Annotated in this window: 17 protein-coding genes; 9 read left to right on the forward strand and 8 right to left on the reverse strand. The window is 68.4% G+C overall.

Features of this window, described 5'->3' with window-relative positions; genetic code table 11:
• Positions 1-345 precede the first annotated feature (345 nt).
• Positions 346-1,017, reverse strand: a complete 672-nt coding sequence (locus tag ADBZ9K_RS04110) for a hypothetical protein (RefSeq protein ID WP_526618682.1) — start codon at positions 1,015-1,017, stop codon at positions 346-348.
• A gap of 203 nt (positions 1,018-1,220) precedes the next feature.
• Between ADBZ9K_RS04110 and ADBZ9K_RS04115 the strand changes: the two genes are divergently transcribed.
• The 3 genes from ADBZ9K_RS04115 to ADBZ9K_RS04125 all read left to right on the forward strand — a co-directional run bounded on the left by ADBZ9K_RS04115 (position 1,221) and on the right by ADBZ9K_RS04125 (position 4,177).
• Positions 1,221-1,670 carry a hypothetical protein gene (locus tag ADBZ9K_RS04115; protein WP_526618684.1) on the forward strand — a complete coding sequence of 150 codons (450 nt, stop codon included), beginning with the start codon at positions 1,221-1,223 and terminating at the stop codon, positions 1,668-1,670.
• Between the two features lie 52 nt (positions 1,671-1,722).
• Entirely contained in the window at positions 1,723-3,192 is a 1,470-nt protein-coding gene (locus tag ADBZ9K_RS04120; RefSeq protein WP_526618686.1) for an amidase, read from the forward strand.
• 70 nt (positions 3,193-3,262) lie between these two features.
• A complete protein-coding gene (locus ADBZ9K_RS04125; RefSeq protein WP_526618687.1) occupies positions 3,263-4,177 on the forward strand; it encodes an alpha/beta fold hydrolase in 915 nt (304 codons plus the stop codon).
• Between the two features lie 35 nt (positions 4,178-4,212).
• Here ADBZ9K_RS04125 and ADBZ9K_RS04130 read toward each other — a convergent pair whose 3' ends face one another.
• Positions 4,213-4,743, reverse strand: a complete 531-nt coding sequence (locus tag ADBZ9K_RS04130) for a hypothetical protein (protein ID WP_526618689.1) — start codon at positions 4,741-4,743, stop codon at positions 4,213-4,215.
• Between the two features lie 64 nt (positions 4,744-4,807).
• Complete coding sequence (locus ADBZ9K_RS04135; protein WP_526618690.1) at positions 4,808-5,038, reverse strand: hypothetical protein; 231 nt, start codon at positions 5,036-5,038, stop codon at positions 4,808-4,810.
• A 258-nt stretch (positions 5,039-5,296) separates the two neighbouring features.
• Here ADBZ9K_RS04135 and ADBZ9K_RS04140 point away from each other — a divergent pair, with 258 nt between their 5' ends.
• A complete protein-coding gene (locus ADBZ9K_RS04140) occupies positions 5,297-5,590 on the forward strand; it encodes a hypothetical protein (protein WP_526618692.1) in 294 nt (97 codons plus the stop codon).
• Here the strand turns inward: ADBZ9K_RS04140 and ADBZ9K_RS04145 are convergent.
• Entirely contained in the window at positions 5,587-6,864 is a 1,278-nt protein-coding gene (locus ADBZ9K_RS04145) for a competence/damage-inducible protein A (RefSeq protein ID WP_526618694.1), read from the reverse strand. The genes ADBZ9K_RS04140 and ADBZ9K_RS04145 overlap by 4 nt on opposite strands.
• Before the next feature lie 25 nt (positions 6,865-6,889).
• Positions 6,890-7,555, reverse strand: coding sequence for a GNAT family N-acetyltransferase (locus ADBZ9K_RS04150; protein ID WP_526618695.1), 666 nt, complete (start codon positions 7,553-7,555; stop codon positions 6,890-6,892).
• A gap of 242 nt (positions 7,556-7,797) precedes the next feature.
• On the opposite strand from ADBZ9K_RS04150, the gene ADBZ9K_RS04155 reads away from it, so the two are divergent.
• Together ADBZ9K_RS04155 and ADBZ9K_RS04160 are read left to right on the forward strand one after the other, a co-directional pair.
• Positions 7,798-10,554, forward strand: a complete 2,757-nt coding sequence (locus ADBZ9K_RS04155) for a glycoside hydrolase family 2 protein (RefSeq protein ID WP_526618697.1) — start codon at positions 7,798-7,800, stop codon at positions 10,552-10,554.
• Positions 10,555-10,631: 77 nt separating this feature from the next.
• Positions 10,632-11,534 carry a DMT family transporter gene (locus ADBZ9K_RS04160; RefSeq protein WP_526618698.1) on the forward strand — a complete coding sequence of 301 codons (903 nt, stop codon included), beginning with the start codon at positions 10,632-10,634 and terminating at the stop codon, positions 11,532-11,534.
• Positions 11,535-11,544: 10 nt separating this feature from the next.
• Here ADBZ9K_RS04160 and ADBZ9K_RS04165 read toward each other — a convergent pair whose 3' ends face one another.
• On the reverse strand, positions 11,545-11,970 hold the full coding sequence (locus ADBZ9K_RS04165; RefSeq protein ID WP_526620718.1) for a PPOX class F420-dependent oxidoreductase: 426 nt from the start codon (positions 11,968-11,970) through the stop codon (positions 11,545-11,547).
• A gap of 39 nt (positions 11,971-12,009) precedes the next feature.
• On the opposite strand from ADBZ9K_RS04165, the gene ADBZ9K_RS04170 reads away from it, so the two are divergent.
• The gene (locus ADBZ9K_RS04170) at positions 12,010-12,858 is read left to right on the forward strand and encodes an HAD family hydrolase (protein ID WP_526618699.1); all 849 of its coding nucleotides are present in this window, start codon (positions 12,010-12,012) and stop codon (positions 12,856-12,858) included.
• A 10-nt stretch (positions 12,859-12,868) separates the two neighbouring features.
• Here ADBZ9K_RS04170 and ADBZ9K_RS04175 read toward each other — a convergent pair whose 3' ends face one another.
• Complete coding sequence (locus ADBZ9K_RS04175) at positions 12,869-13,609, reverse strand: glucose 1-dehydrogenase (protein ID WP_526618700.1); 741 nt, start codon at positions 13,607-13,609, stop codon at positions 12,869-12,871.
• A gap of 104 nt (positions 13,610-13,713) precedes the next feature.
• On the opposite strand from ADBZ9K_RS04175, the gene ADBZ9K_RS04180 reads away from it, so the two are divergent.
• Positions 13,714-14,790: an NAD(P)H-dependent amine dehydrogenase family protein gene (locus tag ADBZ9K_RS04180; protein WP_526618701.1), complete on the forward strand. Its 1,077-nt coding sequence runs from the start codon at positions 13,714-13,716 to the stop codon at positions 14,788-14,790.
• A gap of 78 nt (positions 14,791-14,868) precedes the next feature.
• Positions 14,869-15,213, forward strand: coding sequence for an aminopeptidase (locus ADBZ9K_RS04185; RefSeq protein ID WP_526618702.1), 345 nt, complete (start codon positions 14,869-14,871; stop codon positions 15,211-15,213).
• On the opposite strand, the gene ADBZ9K_RS04190 is transcribed toward ADBZ9K_RS04185, so the two are convergent.
• Complete coding sequence (locus ADBZ9K_RS04190; protein WP_526618703.1) at positions 15,210-15,533, reverse strand: hypothetical protein; 324 nt, start codon at positions 15,531-15,533, stop codon at positions 15,210-15,212. The two genes, ADBZ9K_RS04185 and ADBZ9K_RS04190, sit on opposite strands and share 4 nt — an antisense overlap.
• Positions 15,534-15,556 lie beyond the last annotated feature (23 nt).

Below are 15,556 nucleotides of genomic sequence, written 5' to 3' on the forward strand. Positions count from 1 at the left end.
TTCCCTTCGCTCGTGCGGCGCCTCGGTGGCACCGTCACGAAGGAAGTACAGCCAGTGTTCTCGGCTACCGATCCCAAACTTTCCCGGCCCAGCCGCGCCGAGCGCCCGCTCAGCGGGAAGGCGAGCCGGTGCCTGACGACACCGAACGCCGGGTACTGCGCTCGTGCCAGTGCAGCCGAAGCAGCAGCAACCCGCGATGGGCCTCGAACCCCAGCGACAGCGGGTGGCGCCAAGAGCGCGACCGTCGTCGACTCTGTGTCATGGCTCCACTGTGCCAGCCACCCGCTGCCGGCCGCGGCGACACGCGCGCCGGTGTGCTGTCGGTCACCTGAAGTTCGTTGTCCGTCAACAATCCTCGTCCGCGCCGGTGATCGCGGCGACCAGCGGTTCGAGATCCCCGCCCACGGCCTGCCGCACCTCCAGCCCGGCCCGCTTCACCGAATCGTCGAGGTCACACCTGGCAGCGACGGCGGTGGCCCGAACGTCCCCCATGTTGCGGCCGACCGCCTGGCGGACGTTGTCGCCGCTCGTGGCGGCGGCCGCCACGGCGAAGGCGCCGTCGAGAGCCGAGCCCGCGACCGTGCCCTGAGCGGAGGCCAGCGACCCGGCGATCTCGCCGACGCAACCGAGGACAGCGACCGGCAGGGTGGCCTGATGGCCGATGTAGCTGACGAGGGCGGTACGCACCCGCCCGCCGGCGTCGTCGGCCACCCCGTGCACGTCGGTGCCGGTTCGCGTCCAGGCCGTGCCGATGGTGTCGCCCTCTTGGATCGCTCCGGCGAAGGTTGCCGGGGCGTGGGCGATGGCCGTGGTGACATCCGTTGCGGCATTGAGCAATTGGCTGCTCAGCGCCTGCCCGGCCGCGATCTGACGCTCGAGGACCTGACGGATGACGATGTTCAGCCGCGGTTCCGGCCGTTCCCGGTCGGCCGCCTCGCCCGGCAGGGTCTCGTCGTCTGTTGTTACAGCAGAAGCGGTTTCGGAGTCTGATGCCCCGAGGGTCGTAGATTCTGGCATGCGCCCAGTCAACCCCGCGGGCCCGACCAGACGTTTTCGGCGAAGTGACGAACGGGATTCCGGCAGGCAAAGAGCCGGCGGTCCGGCTGCCAGCACGACATCAGCGATCCCCCAGCTACTTGCCAGACAGTGGTTCTAACCTGTGTTTTCGCGTCCCGGCGACAGTGACGCAGCATGTCGAGACAAGCGTAAGGACGATCGCCATGACCAAGCTCATTCGACTCGGACTGGGCGGTATCGCTCTGGGTGCGATGTCGCTCGCGTGGGGTTCCGGTGTTGCGCAGGCCGATGCCTACGCTGGGCAGTCCTATTCCGATGCCTCCTCGGCCATCAGCGGTGCGGGAAAGAAGGCGGTGATCGCCTCCGCGGTCGGCGATGCGGTCGGCCAGGGTGATTGTGTGGTGACCCGCTCACAATCCGCGCCGTGGCTCAAGGGCGACAACTTCTCGCCCGTCACCGACACGGTGCTGCTCTACCTGAACTGCAATGCCAAGCTTGCGACGGCCGCCCAGTCCGGCAACTCGCTGGCCAGCCCCGAGGGCCAGGCCGAGAAAGCCGCCGAGGACGAACAGGCCGCCAAGGAGGCCGCCGCCGAGCAGGCCGCCAACGCGCAGAACTCGTCGAGCGAACTCGTCTCCCCCGGCGGCAACTGATCTTTTCGTCCCGGCTTGCCGCCGGACGCAACGGCGGCAAGGATCCGTGACAATGGATGTGAAACTGGCCGCTGAACTCGCGGACCTCGATGCCATCGGACAGGCGGAGCTCGCCGCCTCCGGAGAGATATCGGCAACGGAGCTGCTCGACGCCGCGATCACCCGGCTGGACGGTGCGCGCAGCCTCAACGCCGTCATCACCGACCTGTTCGAACGGGGCCGTAGCCAGGCGCTCGCCCTCGACGAGTCGGGGGTGCTGCGCGCCGGGGAAGCTGGCCCGCTGGCCGGCGTCCCGTTCCTACTCAAGGACCTCGGCGCCTCCCTGACCGGTGCCCGCGAGGCGATGGGATCCCGGGCATTGCGCACCCATATCGCCACCCACACCGCATGGATCGTCGAGCGCTATCTGGCCGCCGGGCTGCTGGTGTTCGGCAAGACCAACACCCCAGAGTGGGGCAATCACTGCACCACCGAGCCGTCGCTGTTCGGCCCCACCGTCAACCCGTGGTCGGCCGCCATCACACCGGGTGGCTCCAGCGGCGGGTCGGCGTCGGCGGTGGCTGCCGGCGTCGTTCCGGCCGCCTCGGGGGGTGACGGAACCGGGTCGATCCGCATACCCGCGGCCTGCTGCGGCCTGGTCGGCCTCAAGCCGCGGCGCGCACGCACCTCGTTCGCGCCGGCCGGGCACCTGCTCGAAGGGTTGGCCGTCGAGCACGCGCTGACCCGGACGGTCCGCGACAGCGCCGCCCTGCTCGACGCGGTGACCGGGGCCGCGCCCGGCGACCCCTACAGCGCCCCGCCGCCCGACCTGCCTTTCCTGCGCGCCATCGAACAGACGCCGGCCTCGCAGCGGATCCTGATCGCCACGCACTCACCGTTCCCCGCGCCGGCCACCGATCAACGCATCGCGGCCGCCGTCGATGCCACCGGCCGCGCCCTCGAGGCGCTGGGCCACCGGATCGAACCCGGGGCGCCCGCCTTCGACGCCGACGCCGTCGCCGACGCGATCGCCGTCCTGCACAACGTCAGCAACGTCGGGCTGTACAACCTGGCGAAGGCACATCTGGGCCGCGACCCACGCGAAGACGAGTTCGAGCCGAGCAGCTGGGTGATGATGCGGGAAGGATTCACCACCCTAGGTATCGACTACGCCGGCGCGATCGAGGCCATCCACGCCCAAACCCGCCAGTTCGTCGCGGGTATGGCGGCCCACGACGTATTGCTGGTGCCCGCGCTGCTCGCGCCGCCACCGTCGTACGGCGTGCTGGACCAGCCCCGTGGGACCACCCGGGCCTTCTTCGACATCGAGTTCGCCCACACCGGGTGGACGTGCATGGCCAATGTGACCGGCTGGGCAGCCATCTCGCTTCCGCTGGCCGTCACCGAGGACGGCCTGCCCATCGGTGTTCAGTTGATGGCACCCGACGAGACGGTCCTGCTGCAACTGGCGGCCCAGCTCGAGCAGGCCATGCCCTGGATCCAGCGGCGCCCGCCGGGCTGGCTCGGCGCACCCGTGTCCTGAGGCCGGCTGGGGCGGCCGGCCTTCGGTCGAACCGAGCAGCGCCCGCTGCCCCGCGTGACAGACTGTGCCGATGGTTGTCGCTATCGCGCGTCCCAAACTGGAAGGCAGCATCGCCGTCGGCGATGACCGCCGGATCGGTTTCGCCGAATTCGGTGCCGCCCAGGGCCGGGCCGTCTTCTGGCTGCACGGCACTCCGGGGGCCCGCCGCCAGATCCCCATGGAAGCACGCGTCTTCGCCGAACAGCACAATGTCAGGCTGATCGGAATCGACCGGCCCGGCATCGGGTCGTCCACCCCGTTCCAATACGAGAACGTGCTGGCCTTCACCGCCGACATGACGGTGATCGCCGACACCCTGGGCGTGGAGAAGATGGCGGTGGTCGGGCTCTCCGGAGGCGGGCCGTACACCCTGGCCTGCGCGGCCGCGATGCCCGACCGGATCGTGGCGGCCGGCGTACTCGGCGGGGTGGCACCCACCGTCGGACCGGATGCCATCGGCGGCGGACTGATGAAGTTGGGGACCTTCGCGGCTCCGATCATCGAGGTCGCCGGCGGCCCGATCCGCCTCGCCGCCAGCACCATGATCCGGTTGGTCAGGCCGGTGGCCGAACCGGCCCTGCTGATCTACGCCGGGATCTCACCGGAGGCGGACCGCAAGATGCTGGTGCGGCCCGAGTTCAAGGCCATGTTCCTCGACGACCTGCTCAACGGCAGCCGCAAGCAACTCGCAGCACCGTTCGCCGACATCGTGGTCTTCGCCCGCGATTGGGGGTTCCGCCTCGATGAGGTCAAGGTCCCGATCCGGTGGTGGCACGGCGACCGCGACCACATCGTGCCGTTCGCACACGGCCGGCACGTGGTCTCCCGTCTCCCGGACGCCGAGCTCTACCAGCTGCCCGGTGAAAGCCACCTCGCCGGAATGGGCCGCGCCGAACACATTCTGAATACGATGCTCGAGATCTGGGACCGCGACGAAAACCCGTGACGGATCGCGGGTTGTGCGTCGCTACTGAGGTGCGCTCAGGTGCCCAGCTGGCTCTTGATCAACGCGTCTTGCTGCTGCCCCATCTCGATCACCAAATCCGAGGGCACCGGATCGCCTTCGGGACCGGTGAATTCGATCGACGACGCGGCATTGCCCTCGGTGAAATACAGAACGCTCACCGACCGCGTCCCGTCGGGCGAGGTTCCGGTGACCAATTGTCCGCCCGACCCCACCGGAACCGAGACGGTCTTCTGGTTCCCGACCGGGGTGAGGCCCTTTGCCTGATCGATCGCGCCTGAGGCGGCGCCCGGGTCGGTCAGCACCCAGACAGTATCGGTGATCGTGCGGCCGTCGCGATGGGTGTAGACCGTCATCGCCCCGGGCTGACCGCCCGGATTCAGGGTCGGCGGCCCCGGGGTGTAGGCCTGCGAGTCGGTCACCACATTGGGGTCGATGAGCAAAACGGTGTAGTCATCGGGCGATGCCACGGCCAGGCCGGCACCAGCCGACAGGCCCACGGACAGCAACGCGGCGGCGGTGAGGCCACCGAGACGACGAGGGTTCATGGCGAAGTCTTCCGTTCGGGTGCAGTGGTTGCTATCGGGTGATCACAGCGCGGTGGTGCTCAGCTCAGCAGGGGTAGCAGCCCCAGCCGCGCCAGCCGTCACGCCAGTAGAAGCCCGCGCCGCAGCCCATGTTGCCCGTGGAGCCCTGGCAATCCAGCGCGCTGATATACGGCGCCGAATTGTTCGGCGTGGAAGGGGTCGCATTGTTGGTGGCGGCTGCATTGGATGTTTGCGCACCGGCCAGTGAACCGGCGATCATGCCTGCGGCTGCAATACCCAAAACGAATTTTCGCATGAAAGCTCTCCCCCAATTTGGGTCGCGCTGAATGGGACCGTTTTACGGTACGTCAGTGAATGCAACCGAGGCCGGCAATTGCGCCGTGTGTTCATGTGTGTTTCGACCATTGGTCTGTTTGTTATGCCCTATGCCCCCCTAGGTGTGGGCCACAAGTCCCTGGGCGGCGGCCGCGGCGCCGGGCAGGGTGAAGGCGAAACCACCGCAACAGGTGCACCGACGGCCACGTCGCCGCACCGCCGCCGAAAGGGTGCACCGATGAACGACCTCGACGAGCGGAAGTACGCCTGGCGGATGATCCACACGGCCCGGAAGGCGCACGATTCCGGTGCCCCAGTCGACGCCGCCGATGTTTGCCGCGACGACATCATCATGCTGCTCGATCAAGCACTCGACGCGGGTCTCGACCGGGTCGAGATCATCGTCGAACTGGTCGATCTCGGGGCCCGGATGTTCGCACTGTGCAACCCCGTCGAGACCGCCGACCCAGTCGTCGCGCCGGGACATCACGACGACGCAGCGGTCCGGGGCACGGCCATCCGGCTGGCTTAGCCGGGCTCGTCCAGCCCGAGCAACGTCCGCCGGAGCAGATGCATGGCCACCGTGGTGGAACGCTCCCGGATGTCGGCACGCTCACCGGGCAACCGCAGCGACCGGGTAACCGTCCTACCGTCGGCCAGCATCACACAGAACCAGACGGTGCCCACCGGTTTGGCCGGTGTTCCCCCACCGGGCCCGGCGATCCCGGTGATCGCGACCGCGGTGTCGGCGCCGAAGCGGTGCAACGCTCCCGCCGCCATCGCCTCCGCCACCTCCTGGGACACCGCCCCATGCGCCTCGATGAGTGCCTGGTCGACACCGAGCACGCCGGCCTTGGCGTCATTGGAGTAGGCCACCACCGCACCCGCGACGTAGGCAGACGAGCCGGGGCGCTCGGTCAGCCGGGCGGCGAGCAGTCCGGCTGTGCAGGATTCGGCCGTTGCGATCCGCCGACCCGCGAGCAAGGTGGCCACCTGATCGTCGACCAGCGACCCATCCTCGGAGAACAGCGTCGAGCCGTGCCGGTCGCGCACCAGGTCCATCAGCTGCCGGTAGATGTCGGCGCTCTGCGGCTCGTAGCGGGTGACCATCTCGACCTCGCCGCGCCGCAAGCAGGTGGTGATCTCCAGGTTGGTGAACCCGGAAATGTCGCGTTCGGCCTCCCGCAGCGTCTCGGCCAGCCCCGATTCGGCCAGGCCGAACATGCGCACGGTGTCCTGACGGTAGACCGTCCGGCCGGCGATCGCCTGCTGCACCGGCTCGCTGGCCACCGCCGCCGCCCACATCGCCTGCAGTTCGCGCGGCGGGCCGGGAAGAACGACCACCGTCGGTGTGCCGGGTACCACCACTCCCGGCGCGGTCCCGACCGGGTCGATGATGTGGGCGCCCACCGGGACCATCGCCTGCTTGCGATTGGCCGCGAGGACCGCGTCGAAATCCACGCGCGAGTAGCGGGCCATCAGGTTCTTCAGGATGTCGGCGATCGTGGCTTCCAGGTCCGCGTCCAGCACCAGCTCGCGGCCACTGAAGCGGGCCACCATCTCGACGGTCATATCGTCGGCGGTCGGCCCCAGGCCGCCGCTGGTGATGATCAGGTCGACCCCCTCGGCGGCCAGGAACCGCAGCTGGGCTTCGATGTCGGCGGCGCGATCACCGCAGATGGTGATGTGGGCCAGCTCGACACCCAGCTCCAGCAGCCGGTCGGCGACCCACGGCCCGTTGCGGTCGGCAACGCGTCCGGTCAGGACTTCGGTGCCGGTGACCACGATTCCCGCGCGCGTACTCATACCGTGCGAGGGTACGCAGGGCGGGTCAGCGCGGTGCGGCGCCCGGCGCCCGGATCACCAACGGCACCGCGGGGAACGCGGCGGCCATCTCCGAGCGGGACTTGCGCAGCGCCGAGGTGCCGTAGCCCTTCTTCCGATGCTCGGGGTGAATCCAGATCCGCAGGTTGACCTCGCCGTCGACGAGTTCGCCGAACACCATGCCGACCTTGTGTTCGCCGTCGACGGCGACGAACCAGGCCGCCTCCTCGGCACTCAGACGATCACGCGCCGAGGAGATTTCATCGTCCAGATCACCGGCGGGGGCTCCCGAACCGTCGCCGGCGGCGCCGACCTCCTGGGTGCGGACGCCGAAGATGTCCCGATCGGCTTCGTGGGAGAAGGGGCGCAGTTGCAGGCTGTCGTCGGAACTGGCCGGGCGCTCGGCGCGGGTGAAGGACAGTTGGCTGTTGAGGTCGTCGAGTTCGGTGGCGATGCGCCGCCGGGAGTCCTTGGTCAGCTGGTCGAACGACATCCCCATGACAGCTTCACTGCCCAGGCGTGAGGTGCCTAACAGTGCGGTGATGGCGTCGACAGCCGAAGCCCGGTCGCTCGAATCCACGATGACGTCGAGCACCTCGTGCCGGCGCTCGAGCGCGGTCAGCAGGGCATCGGCAATCTCGCGGCGGGCGGCGGCGCGGTCGTGATCGGTCATGGCGTAAGCGTAGAACGGCAGCCTGAGTTCGGCGGCGTCCACGCCGAGACGGCGTCGATATCGGGCCCTGACCAGCGGACCGCCCTCAGCCAGCGCCAGGTTGGGGCCGATGTCTGTGCCGCGTCTTACACAAACCGGGGGCGACGGACGCGCCGCGGCTCTGCCAAGATGAACGCGCGGCAGCTGCCCGGTTACCTGTGCGCTGTCCTGCCGCACCTGAAGACACGAGGAGTTCTGGGACGGTGGCGAAGACCTTCGGGGCGATCGTCGCCGTCGTGCTCCTGCTGGTGTGTGCCGGCGATGTGCGGATGTTCGCCGGACCGGCGCCGCACCCGGCGCAGAACATCGAACTGTCCACCGGCTGGAAGCTGTCCACGGCGCTCGGGCTGCCCGCCGACGGGGCGGCGATCTCGGGTGCCGGCTACGACGACTCCGCCTGGCACCCGGTGCGCCGGATGCCGGCCACCGTCCTGCAGACCCTCCAGGACGACGGCGTGTACCCGAATCTCTACTACGGGAAGAACCTGCTCGAGGAGGTCCCGCAGGACCTCTACAAACAGGACTGGTGGTACCGGACCACGTTCACCGCGCCGTCGGATTACCCCACCTATGTACTGGACTTCCCCGGGATCAACTACCGCGCCGAGGTCTGGCTCAATGGTCACCGGGTCGCCGACAACCGCCAGATCGTCGGCATGTACAACGACCACGCGCTCGACGTCACGCGATGGCTCGAGCCGGGCAAACCCAACACCCTGGCCGTCAAGGTGACCCCAGAACGGGCCATCCAGGACGTCAACGGGGTCGAACTGGCCGACAGTTGGTACGACTGGATCAACTGGCGCTATCTGGGCTACCAGGGCTCGGACAAGAACCCGGCCAACGGCAACTCGTTCGTGCCGGATCGCAATGCGGGCATCTGGAAACCGGTGTACCTCAGGACATCCGGACCGGTTTCGATCGGTGCGGCGACGGTCAACACCGACCTGCCGCTGCCCGACACCGACAGCGCCCGGCTGACCGTCTACACGACGCTGCACAACTACTCCGCCGGCCGGGTCCGCGGCGTGCTGCGGGCGACCATCACCCGCGACGGCAAGGCCCCCATCCACGTCGACGAGCCGGTGTCACTGGCGGCCGGCGAACAGCGGGAGGTCACGCTGCGCCCGGACCGCTTCGCCGCGCTGACGGTCGACCACCCCGATCTGTGGTGGCCCTACACCATGGGCAAACCCGACCTATACGACCTGCGCCTGGAATTCATCCAGAACCGCGAGGTCACCGAGACCTCGACGCTGAAGTTCGGCATCCGCACCATCACCCAGGGCCGCGACGCCGACGACACCTTCGCCGAACTGGGCACCGGTGGCAATTTCTACCTGAAGGTCAACGGCAAGAACTTCCTGGTTCGCGGGGCGACCTACACACCCGATCTGCTCTACAAGTACGACCCCGACCGGGACGCGGCCATCCTGGGCTACGTCAAGGACCTCGGGCTGAATATGTTGCGGCTGGAATCCAAGATCTCCTCGCAACGCTTCGTCGAGATGGCCGACGAGCTGGGCATCCCGCTGATGTACGGCTGGATGTGCTGCAACCAGTGGGAGAAGTGGCAGCAGTGGGATGACGAGGACCGCTGGGTCGCCCAGGAGAGCATGCGGTCCCAGATCGACATGTTGCGGTCGCATGCCTCGGTGTTCGTCTGGGCCAACGCCAGCGACGGGCGCCCGCCGGCCGAGGTGCTGGCTGACTACCACCAGATCCTGACCGACCTGCACTGGCAGAACGCCACCGTCGACACGGTGTCGTCGTTGAACCGCGACGCCGACGGCCAGGCCCTGTGGGACGGCATTCAGATGGCCGGGCCCTACAGCTGGCGTCCGCCGTCCTACTGGTTCAGCGGCCGCTACGGCGCGGCCCGCGGGGCGTCGGCCGAGCAGGGCGACAACGAGCACATCCCGCCGTTTGCGAGCCTGCGAGAGTTCATCCCGCCGGACAAGCTGTGGCCGATCAACGACACCTGGTTCTTCCATGCCGGGTCGGGGCCGCAGAACTCGCGGCTGATCAACATCCAGCGGGTTATCGACCGGCGTTACGGCCGATCGACCAGCGCCCAGATGTTCGCCGACAAGGCGCAATTGGCGCACTACGAGGCCACCCGCGCGCAGTTCGAGTCGTTCGCCGCCAACGGCTGGGACGGGCACAAGATGACCATCTACTGGATGCTCAACAGCCACTGGCCCTCGTTCTTCGGCAACATTTTCGACTACTACCTGCGTCCCGGCGGGGCCTATTACGGCGCCAAGAAGGGCTTGCGGCCGCTGTCGGTGGTCTTTGACTCCTACGCGACCGGCAATCACCGACAGGCCAAGGTCAGCGTCGTCAACCAGACCCCCGACACCAAGACGAACCTGCGCGTGCGGGTGCGTACCTACGACCTGAAGGGTGCCCTGCGCGACGACCGGTCGGCCGACGACGTCACCGTCGATGCCGGCGCAGCGGTGCAGGCGATGACGCTGCCGCCCGGCCCGCCCGACTCACCGGTGTTCTTCGTCCGCTGCGAACTGCTCGACGACACCGGAGCCGTGGTCGCCGACAACGTGTACTGGCAATCCCGCCAGGTCGACGACGTCGGGCCGCCGAGCAACGACGCGGCCTTCGATTCCAAACAGGTCAGCTGGGCCGACATGACCGCGCTGAACTACCTACCTAAGGTGCCCCTGGACGTCAGCGCCCGCGGTGGCGCCGACGCGGGCCGCGAGGTCACGATCAGCCTGCACAACCCGACCCCGCGGATCGCCTTCTTTGAGCGGGCCGAGCTGTTGTCCAGCCCGCTGGCCGACGAGATCCTGCCGATCGAGTACGACGACAACTACGTCACGGTGTTCCCCGGCGAGACCGTCGAGATCACGGGGCGGGTGCCGGGTTCCGGCCCGGCCCCGGCCTGGGTCAGGGTCACCGGGTACAACGGCACCCCGGTGGTCGTCCAGGTGCGCTGACACTCACGCGCACCCGGCTTGCCTTAGGGTCGGGTCTAGGCATCGGCACCGGCGTAACCGATCGGAAGGGACGGACATTGCTGCAGCACGCGCTCGTCGTGGCAGCCGCCCTCGCCGGTGCGGTGTTCGCCGCCGTCGGCATCGTGGTCCGTCAGCGGGCCACCATGGACGTCCCTCGCGATCAGGGCGTCAGCACCGTGATGGTCTCGACCCTGCTGCGCCGGCGGCTGTGGTGGGCGGGCACCGCTGCCGCAGTGACCGGGTACGCGTTCCAAGCCGTTGCGCTGGCGTACGGCTCACTGCTGCTGGTCGCCCCGCTGCTGGTGTCGGCGCTGTTGTTCGCGTTACCGCTGAGCGCCCGACTGGCCCACCGGCGCGTCACCCGCGCCGAATGGGGATGGGCGGTGCTGCTGACGGTGGCGTTGGGGGTGTTCGTGTCGCTGGCCCGGACCAAGCCCGGCGATTACGAAAGTTCGCAGCTGCCCGCTCTGGTCGTGGCCGGGATCAGTCTGGCGTTCGTGGCGGGCTGTCTGGCGGTGGCGGTCCGGTTCTCGGACTGGCGCCGCGCGATCCTGCTGGCGGTGGGGGTCGGCGTGCTGTTCGGCGTGGTGGCGGTGCTGACCAAGCTGGTCATGCAGATCGTGCGGGAAGGCAGCCTGCTGCGCGTGGTGACCTCGCCGGCGCTGTACGTGCTGATCGCCGTTGGCGTGCTCGCGACCCTGCTACAGCAGTCGGCGTTCCACGCCGGCTCCCTGCGGGCCTCGGTGCCGGCGATGCTGGTGCTCGAACCGATGGTCGCGGTGTTGCTGGGTGAGGTGGTACTGGGCGAGCACCTGGCGGTCAGCAAACCGGCCGCGGCGGTGCTGGCCATCGCGGTGGGAGCCATGGCCGCGGCGACGATCGCGCTCGGGCGCGACGAGGGTGCGTGGGAAGAGGAACTGGAAGCCGCCGCGCACGACACCGCCGAGCGCAGCGGTTAGACATCTGCGCTCAGCTTGTCCAGGGCCCGACGCCGCCGACCGAGTCGATGCGGATGCGGGTGAGGTACCCGGGTGGCGCGTTGTCGGGCGGAAACGGCACGCCGTCGGCCTTGATCATCACCGCGGCCAGCTCCCGCAGGACCTCCGCGGCCCCGCCGTCGACGATGCGGGCGGTCCCGGTCACCGACAGGTACGGGCGCATCACCTCGCCCGGCTCGGGCGAGACGATGGTCAGCGCCACCCGGCCGTCACGGCGGACGTTGCGCACCTTCTTGTGCTCCGAGAGATGACCGACGACCAACTCGTCACCGTCGGCGGTGGACTCGACGGCCACCCACACCAGCGACACCTGCGGGCTGCCGTCGGGGTTGAGGGTCACCAGGGTGGCGTCGGCACCGGACCCGATCAGGTTGCGCGCGGCGTCGTTGAGTTTCATGTGCCTGTCCAACGCCCGACGCCGCGCCGCATTCCCGTGATGCTCAGCCATGATGGTGAGGTGACGCTGACATCGGATCCGCTGGCACAGATCGCCCAGAGCCCGTCCGGTCCGAGGATCGGGGCGTTCTTCGACCTGGACGGGACTCTGGTGGCAGGGTTCACCGCCACCGCGCACGCCAGTGACCGAATTCGCCGCGGCCAGGCCAGGATCGGTGAGGTCCTCGGGGTGGTCGAAGCATCGCTGCGCTACAAACTCGGCCGGATGCAGTTCGAGCGGCTGCTGGTCCGGGCGGCGGGCTATCTGCGCGGTGAGTCCCTGACCGAACTCGACCAGATCGGCGAGCGGTTGTTCGCCGAGCAGGTGGCCCAACGGGTCTACCCGCTGATGCGCGAGATCGTCTCCGCACATCGAGACCGCGGCCACACCGTGGTGCTCAGTTCCTCGGCGCTGACCATCCATGCCGAGCCGGTGGCCCGCGCGCTGGGCATCACCCACGTCGTGTGCAACACCTTCGAGCTCGACGACGCCGGGCTGTTGACCGGCTCGGTCACCAAGCCGATCGTGTGGGGACGGCAGAAAGCCGCCGCGGTACAGCGATTCTGCACCGACAACGACGTCGATCTGGCCCGCAGCTACTTCTACGCCGACGGCGACGAGGATGCCGCGCTGATGTCGTTGGTGGGCCACCCCCGCCCGGTGAACCCGCGCAGCGGCCTGGCGGCCAAGGCCGCCGCCAACGACTGGCCGGTGCTGCACCTGACCATCCCCGGCCGTCGGGGTGGCGCGGCGAACGCTATCGGCCACTTCCCGGCCCTGGGGCGGGCCGCCCTGGGTGCGACGTTCAGCTCCCTTGCGCTGCGAGCCCGACGCAACGGCAGGGGCTGAAGCCGGACCGTCACATAGCGCGGTGCGGTACGTCGGTGATCAATCCGCCGTCGACGACATACTCCGAACCGGTGGAGAACGACGACTCGTCGCTGGCCAGGAACACGATGAAGGTGGCCACTTCTTCCGGCTTGCCCGGACGGCCCAGCGGGGCGCTGACCATGTCGTCGGGCAGGTGCTTGGTCATCGGCGTGCGGATGAAGCCGGGATGCACCGAGTTGACCCGGATGTTGTCCGGGGCCAACTCGAGCGCGGCCGATTTGGTCAGCCCGCGCAGACCCCACTTCGATGCGACGTAGCTGTGCACCCAGGCCGCACCGCGCATGCCCTCGATGGACGACACGTTGATGATCGAGCCGCCACCGGACTCCTTCATCGACGGCAGGACAGCTTGGATACCCAGCAGCGCGCCGGTCAGGTTGACGTCGAGGACCCTCTTCCAGCGCTCGACGTCGAGCGACTTCAGCGGCGCGACCTGCACGATGCCCGCATTGTTCACCAGCACATTGACCTTGCCGAACTCGGTGATCGCGAGCTCGACGGCGGCCTGCCACTGATCGGCGTCACTGACGTCGAGGTGTACGTAGCGGGCGGCGTCACCGAGCTCGTCGGCCAGCTCCTTGCCCTTGTCGTCGAGGATGTCCCCGATCACCACCTTGGCGCCCTCAGCGACGAGCATCCGCGCGTCGGCGGCACCCATCCCCTGTGCGCCACCGGTGATGATGGCCACTTTGTCGTCTACGCGTCCCATGAGCCGACAGGCTACCGCAGGGGTTTCAAAAGTAGAACTTGTTCCAGTTTTGCTGCCGAGTGCGCATACTGAACGCACCCCAGACCCGAGCGTGAGGAGACTCCATGGCCATCCGCGTTGCCCACATCGGCACCGGAAACGTGGGCCGGATAGCCCTATCCGAGCTGATCGAAAACCCGGCGTTCGAGCTCACCGGGCTGTGCGTCTCCACCGACGAGAAAGTGGGCAAGGACGCGGGCGAGCTGGCCGGCCTGGATGTGACGACCGGGATCCACGCGACCAAGGACCTCGATACCGTGCTGGCTACCGAGCCCGAGTGTGCGGTCTATTGCGCGATGGGCGACAACCGCATGCCCCAGGCGATGGCCGACGTCCGCAAGATCCTGGCCGCCGGCATCAACGTGGTGGGCTCGGCTCCCGGCGTGCTGCAGTACCCCTGGGGGGTGATGCCAGACAAGTACATCGAGCCGTTGGAAGAGGCTGGGCGAGCGGGTGATTCGAGCATCTACATCAACGGCGTCGACCCGGGCTTCATCACCGACCTGATCCCCCTGGCCTTCGCCAGCACCTGTCAGAGCATCCAGCAGGTGCGTTGCATGGAGATCGCCGACTACGCCACCTACGACGGCGCCACCGTCATGTTCGAGGTCATGGGATTCGGCCAGGCGCTCGACGAGGTGCCCATGCTGTTTCAGCCGGGCGTGCTCGGCATCGCCTGGGGTTGCGGGATCCGCCAGCTGGCCGCCGGCCTCAACATCTCCCTGACCTCGATCACCGAGAGCTACGAACGCGAGCCTGCGCCCGAAGCCTTCGACATCGCCGCCGGCCACATCCCCAAGGGCGGGGTCGCCGCCGTGCGCTTCGAGATCAACGGCATGGTCGGCGACCAAGCAGCGATCGTCGTCGAGCACGTCACCCGGCTCCGCGAGGACCTGCGCCCGGACTGGGCCCAGCCGGCCCAACCCGGCGGGTCTTACCGGGTGCAGATCACCGGCGAGCCGTCCTACGTCGTCGACATCTGCCCCACGAGCAAGAAGGGCGACCACAACTACGCCGCCATCGCGGCCGCCGCCGGCCGCATCGTCAACGCGATCCCCGCGGTGATCGCCGCGCCACCGGGTATCCGCACCACCCTGGACCTGCCGCTGGTCTCCGAGGTCGCCCTCTACACCGCGCCGTAGCCGTCGACGGCTGCGTTTGGCCGCCGCGGTGTCCGGGTAGACAGCGCACCGATTCGGCGGATGTGAAGGAGAACAGACGTGACAGTGCGTCGCTTGGTCTTGGCGGTTGGTGCGGCCCTGCTCGTGGTCGGTGTGATTGCGTTGTTGCTGCCGGTCTCCACCTCGGACGGCAACGGCGGCAACATCGGGTGCGGTAACGCCCTGTCGGCCGACCTGTCCGGTGCGCGCGAGGCGAACAGCAAGACCGTTGCCAACGTGCCGATCCTCAATGAGGTTGTCCCCCACACCGATTACGTGGCGCAGTGCCAGTCGTCGGTGTCGCAGCGGCGCACCTGGTCGATTCCGCTGGCCGTCATCGGCGTGCTCGTCGTGGCCGGTTCGTTCGTGGTCGGCGGACGCAGCGGGGTCGGCTCGAAGCCCTAGGGACGGTATCCCGGCACCAGCAGGGTGCCGGGATAGTTCACGTAGTACGAGATGCAGATCGGCACGTGGCGGCAGGCGATGATCGCCCCGGCGTCCGGGGCGGCGCCAATTACCTGCCGTCCACGCGGCGGCAGGTTGCAATTGACCACGTAGGGATTCAGCGGGACCACACCGTTCACGCAATCGGGTGCGGCACTATTGGCCGTTGCCGGCATGTCGAGAACATCGGCGGCCACAGGCGCCAGTGCCACCGCCAGTGCGGCTGCAGCCACCGCGATCGTCGCGATGCGCCGGGTTCGGACCATGATGAACCCCATCATCGATCGGTGCTCCCACCGAGCAC

Source organism: Mycobacterium sp. (genome assembly GCF_965229265.1).
Taxonomy (GTDB): Bacteria; Actinomycetota; Actinomycetes; order Mycobacteriales; family Mycobacteriaceae; genus Mycobacterium.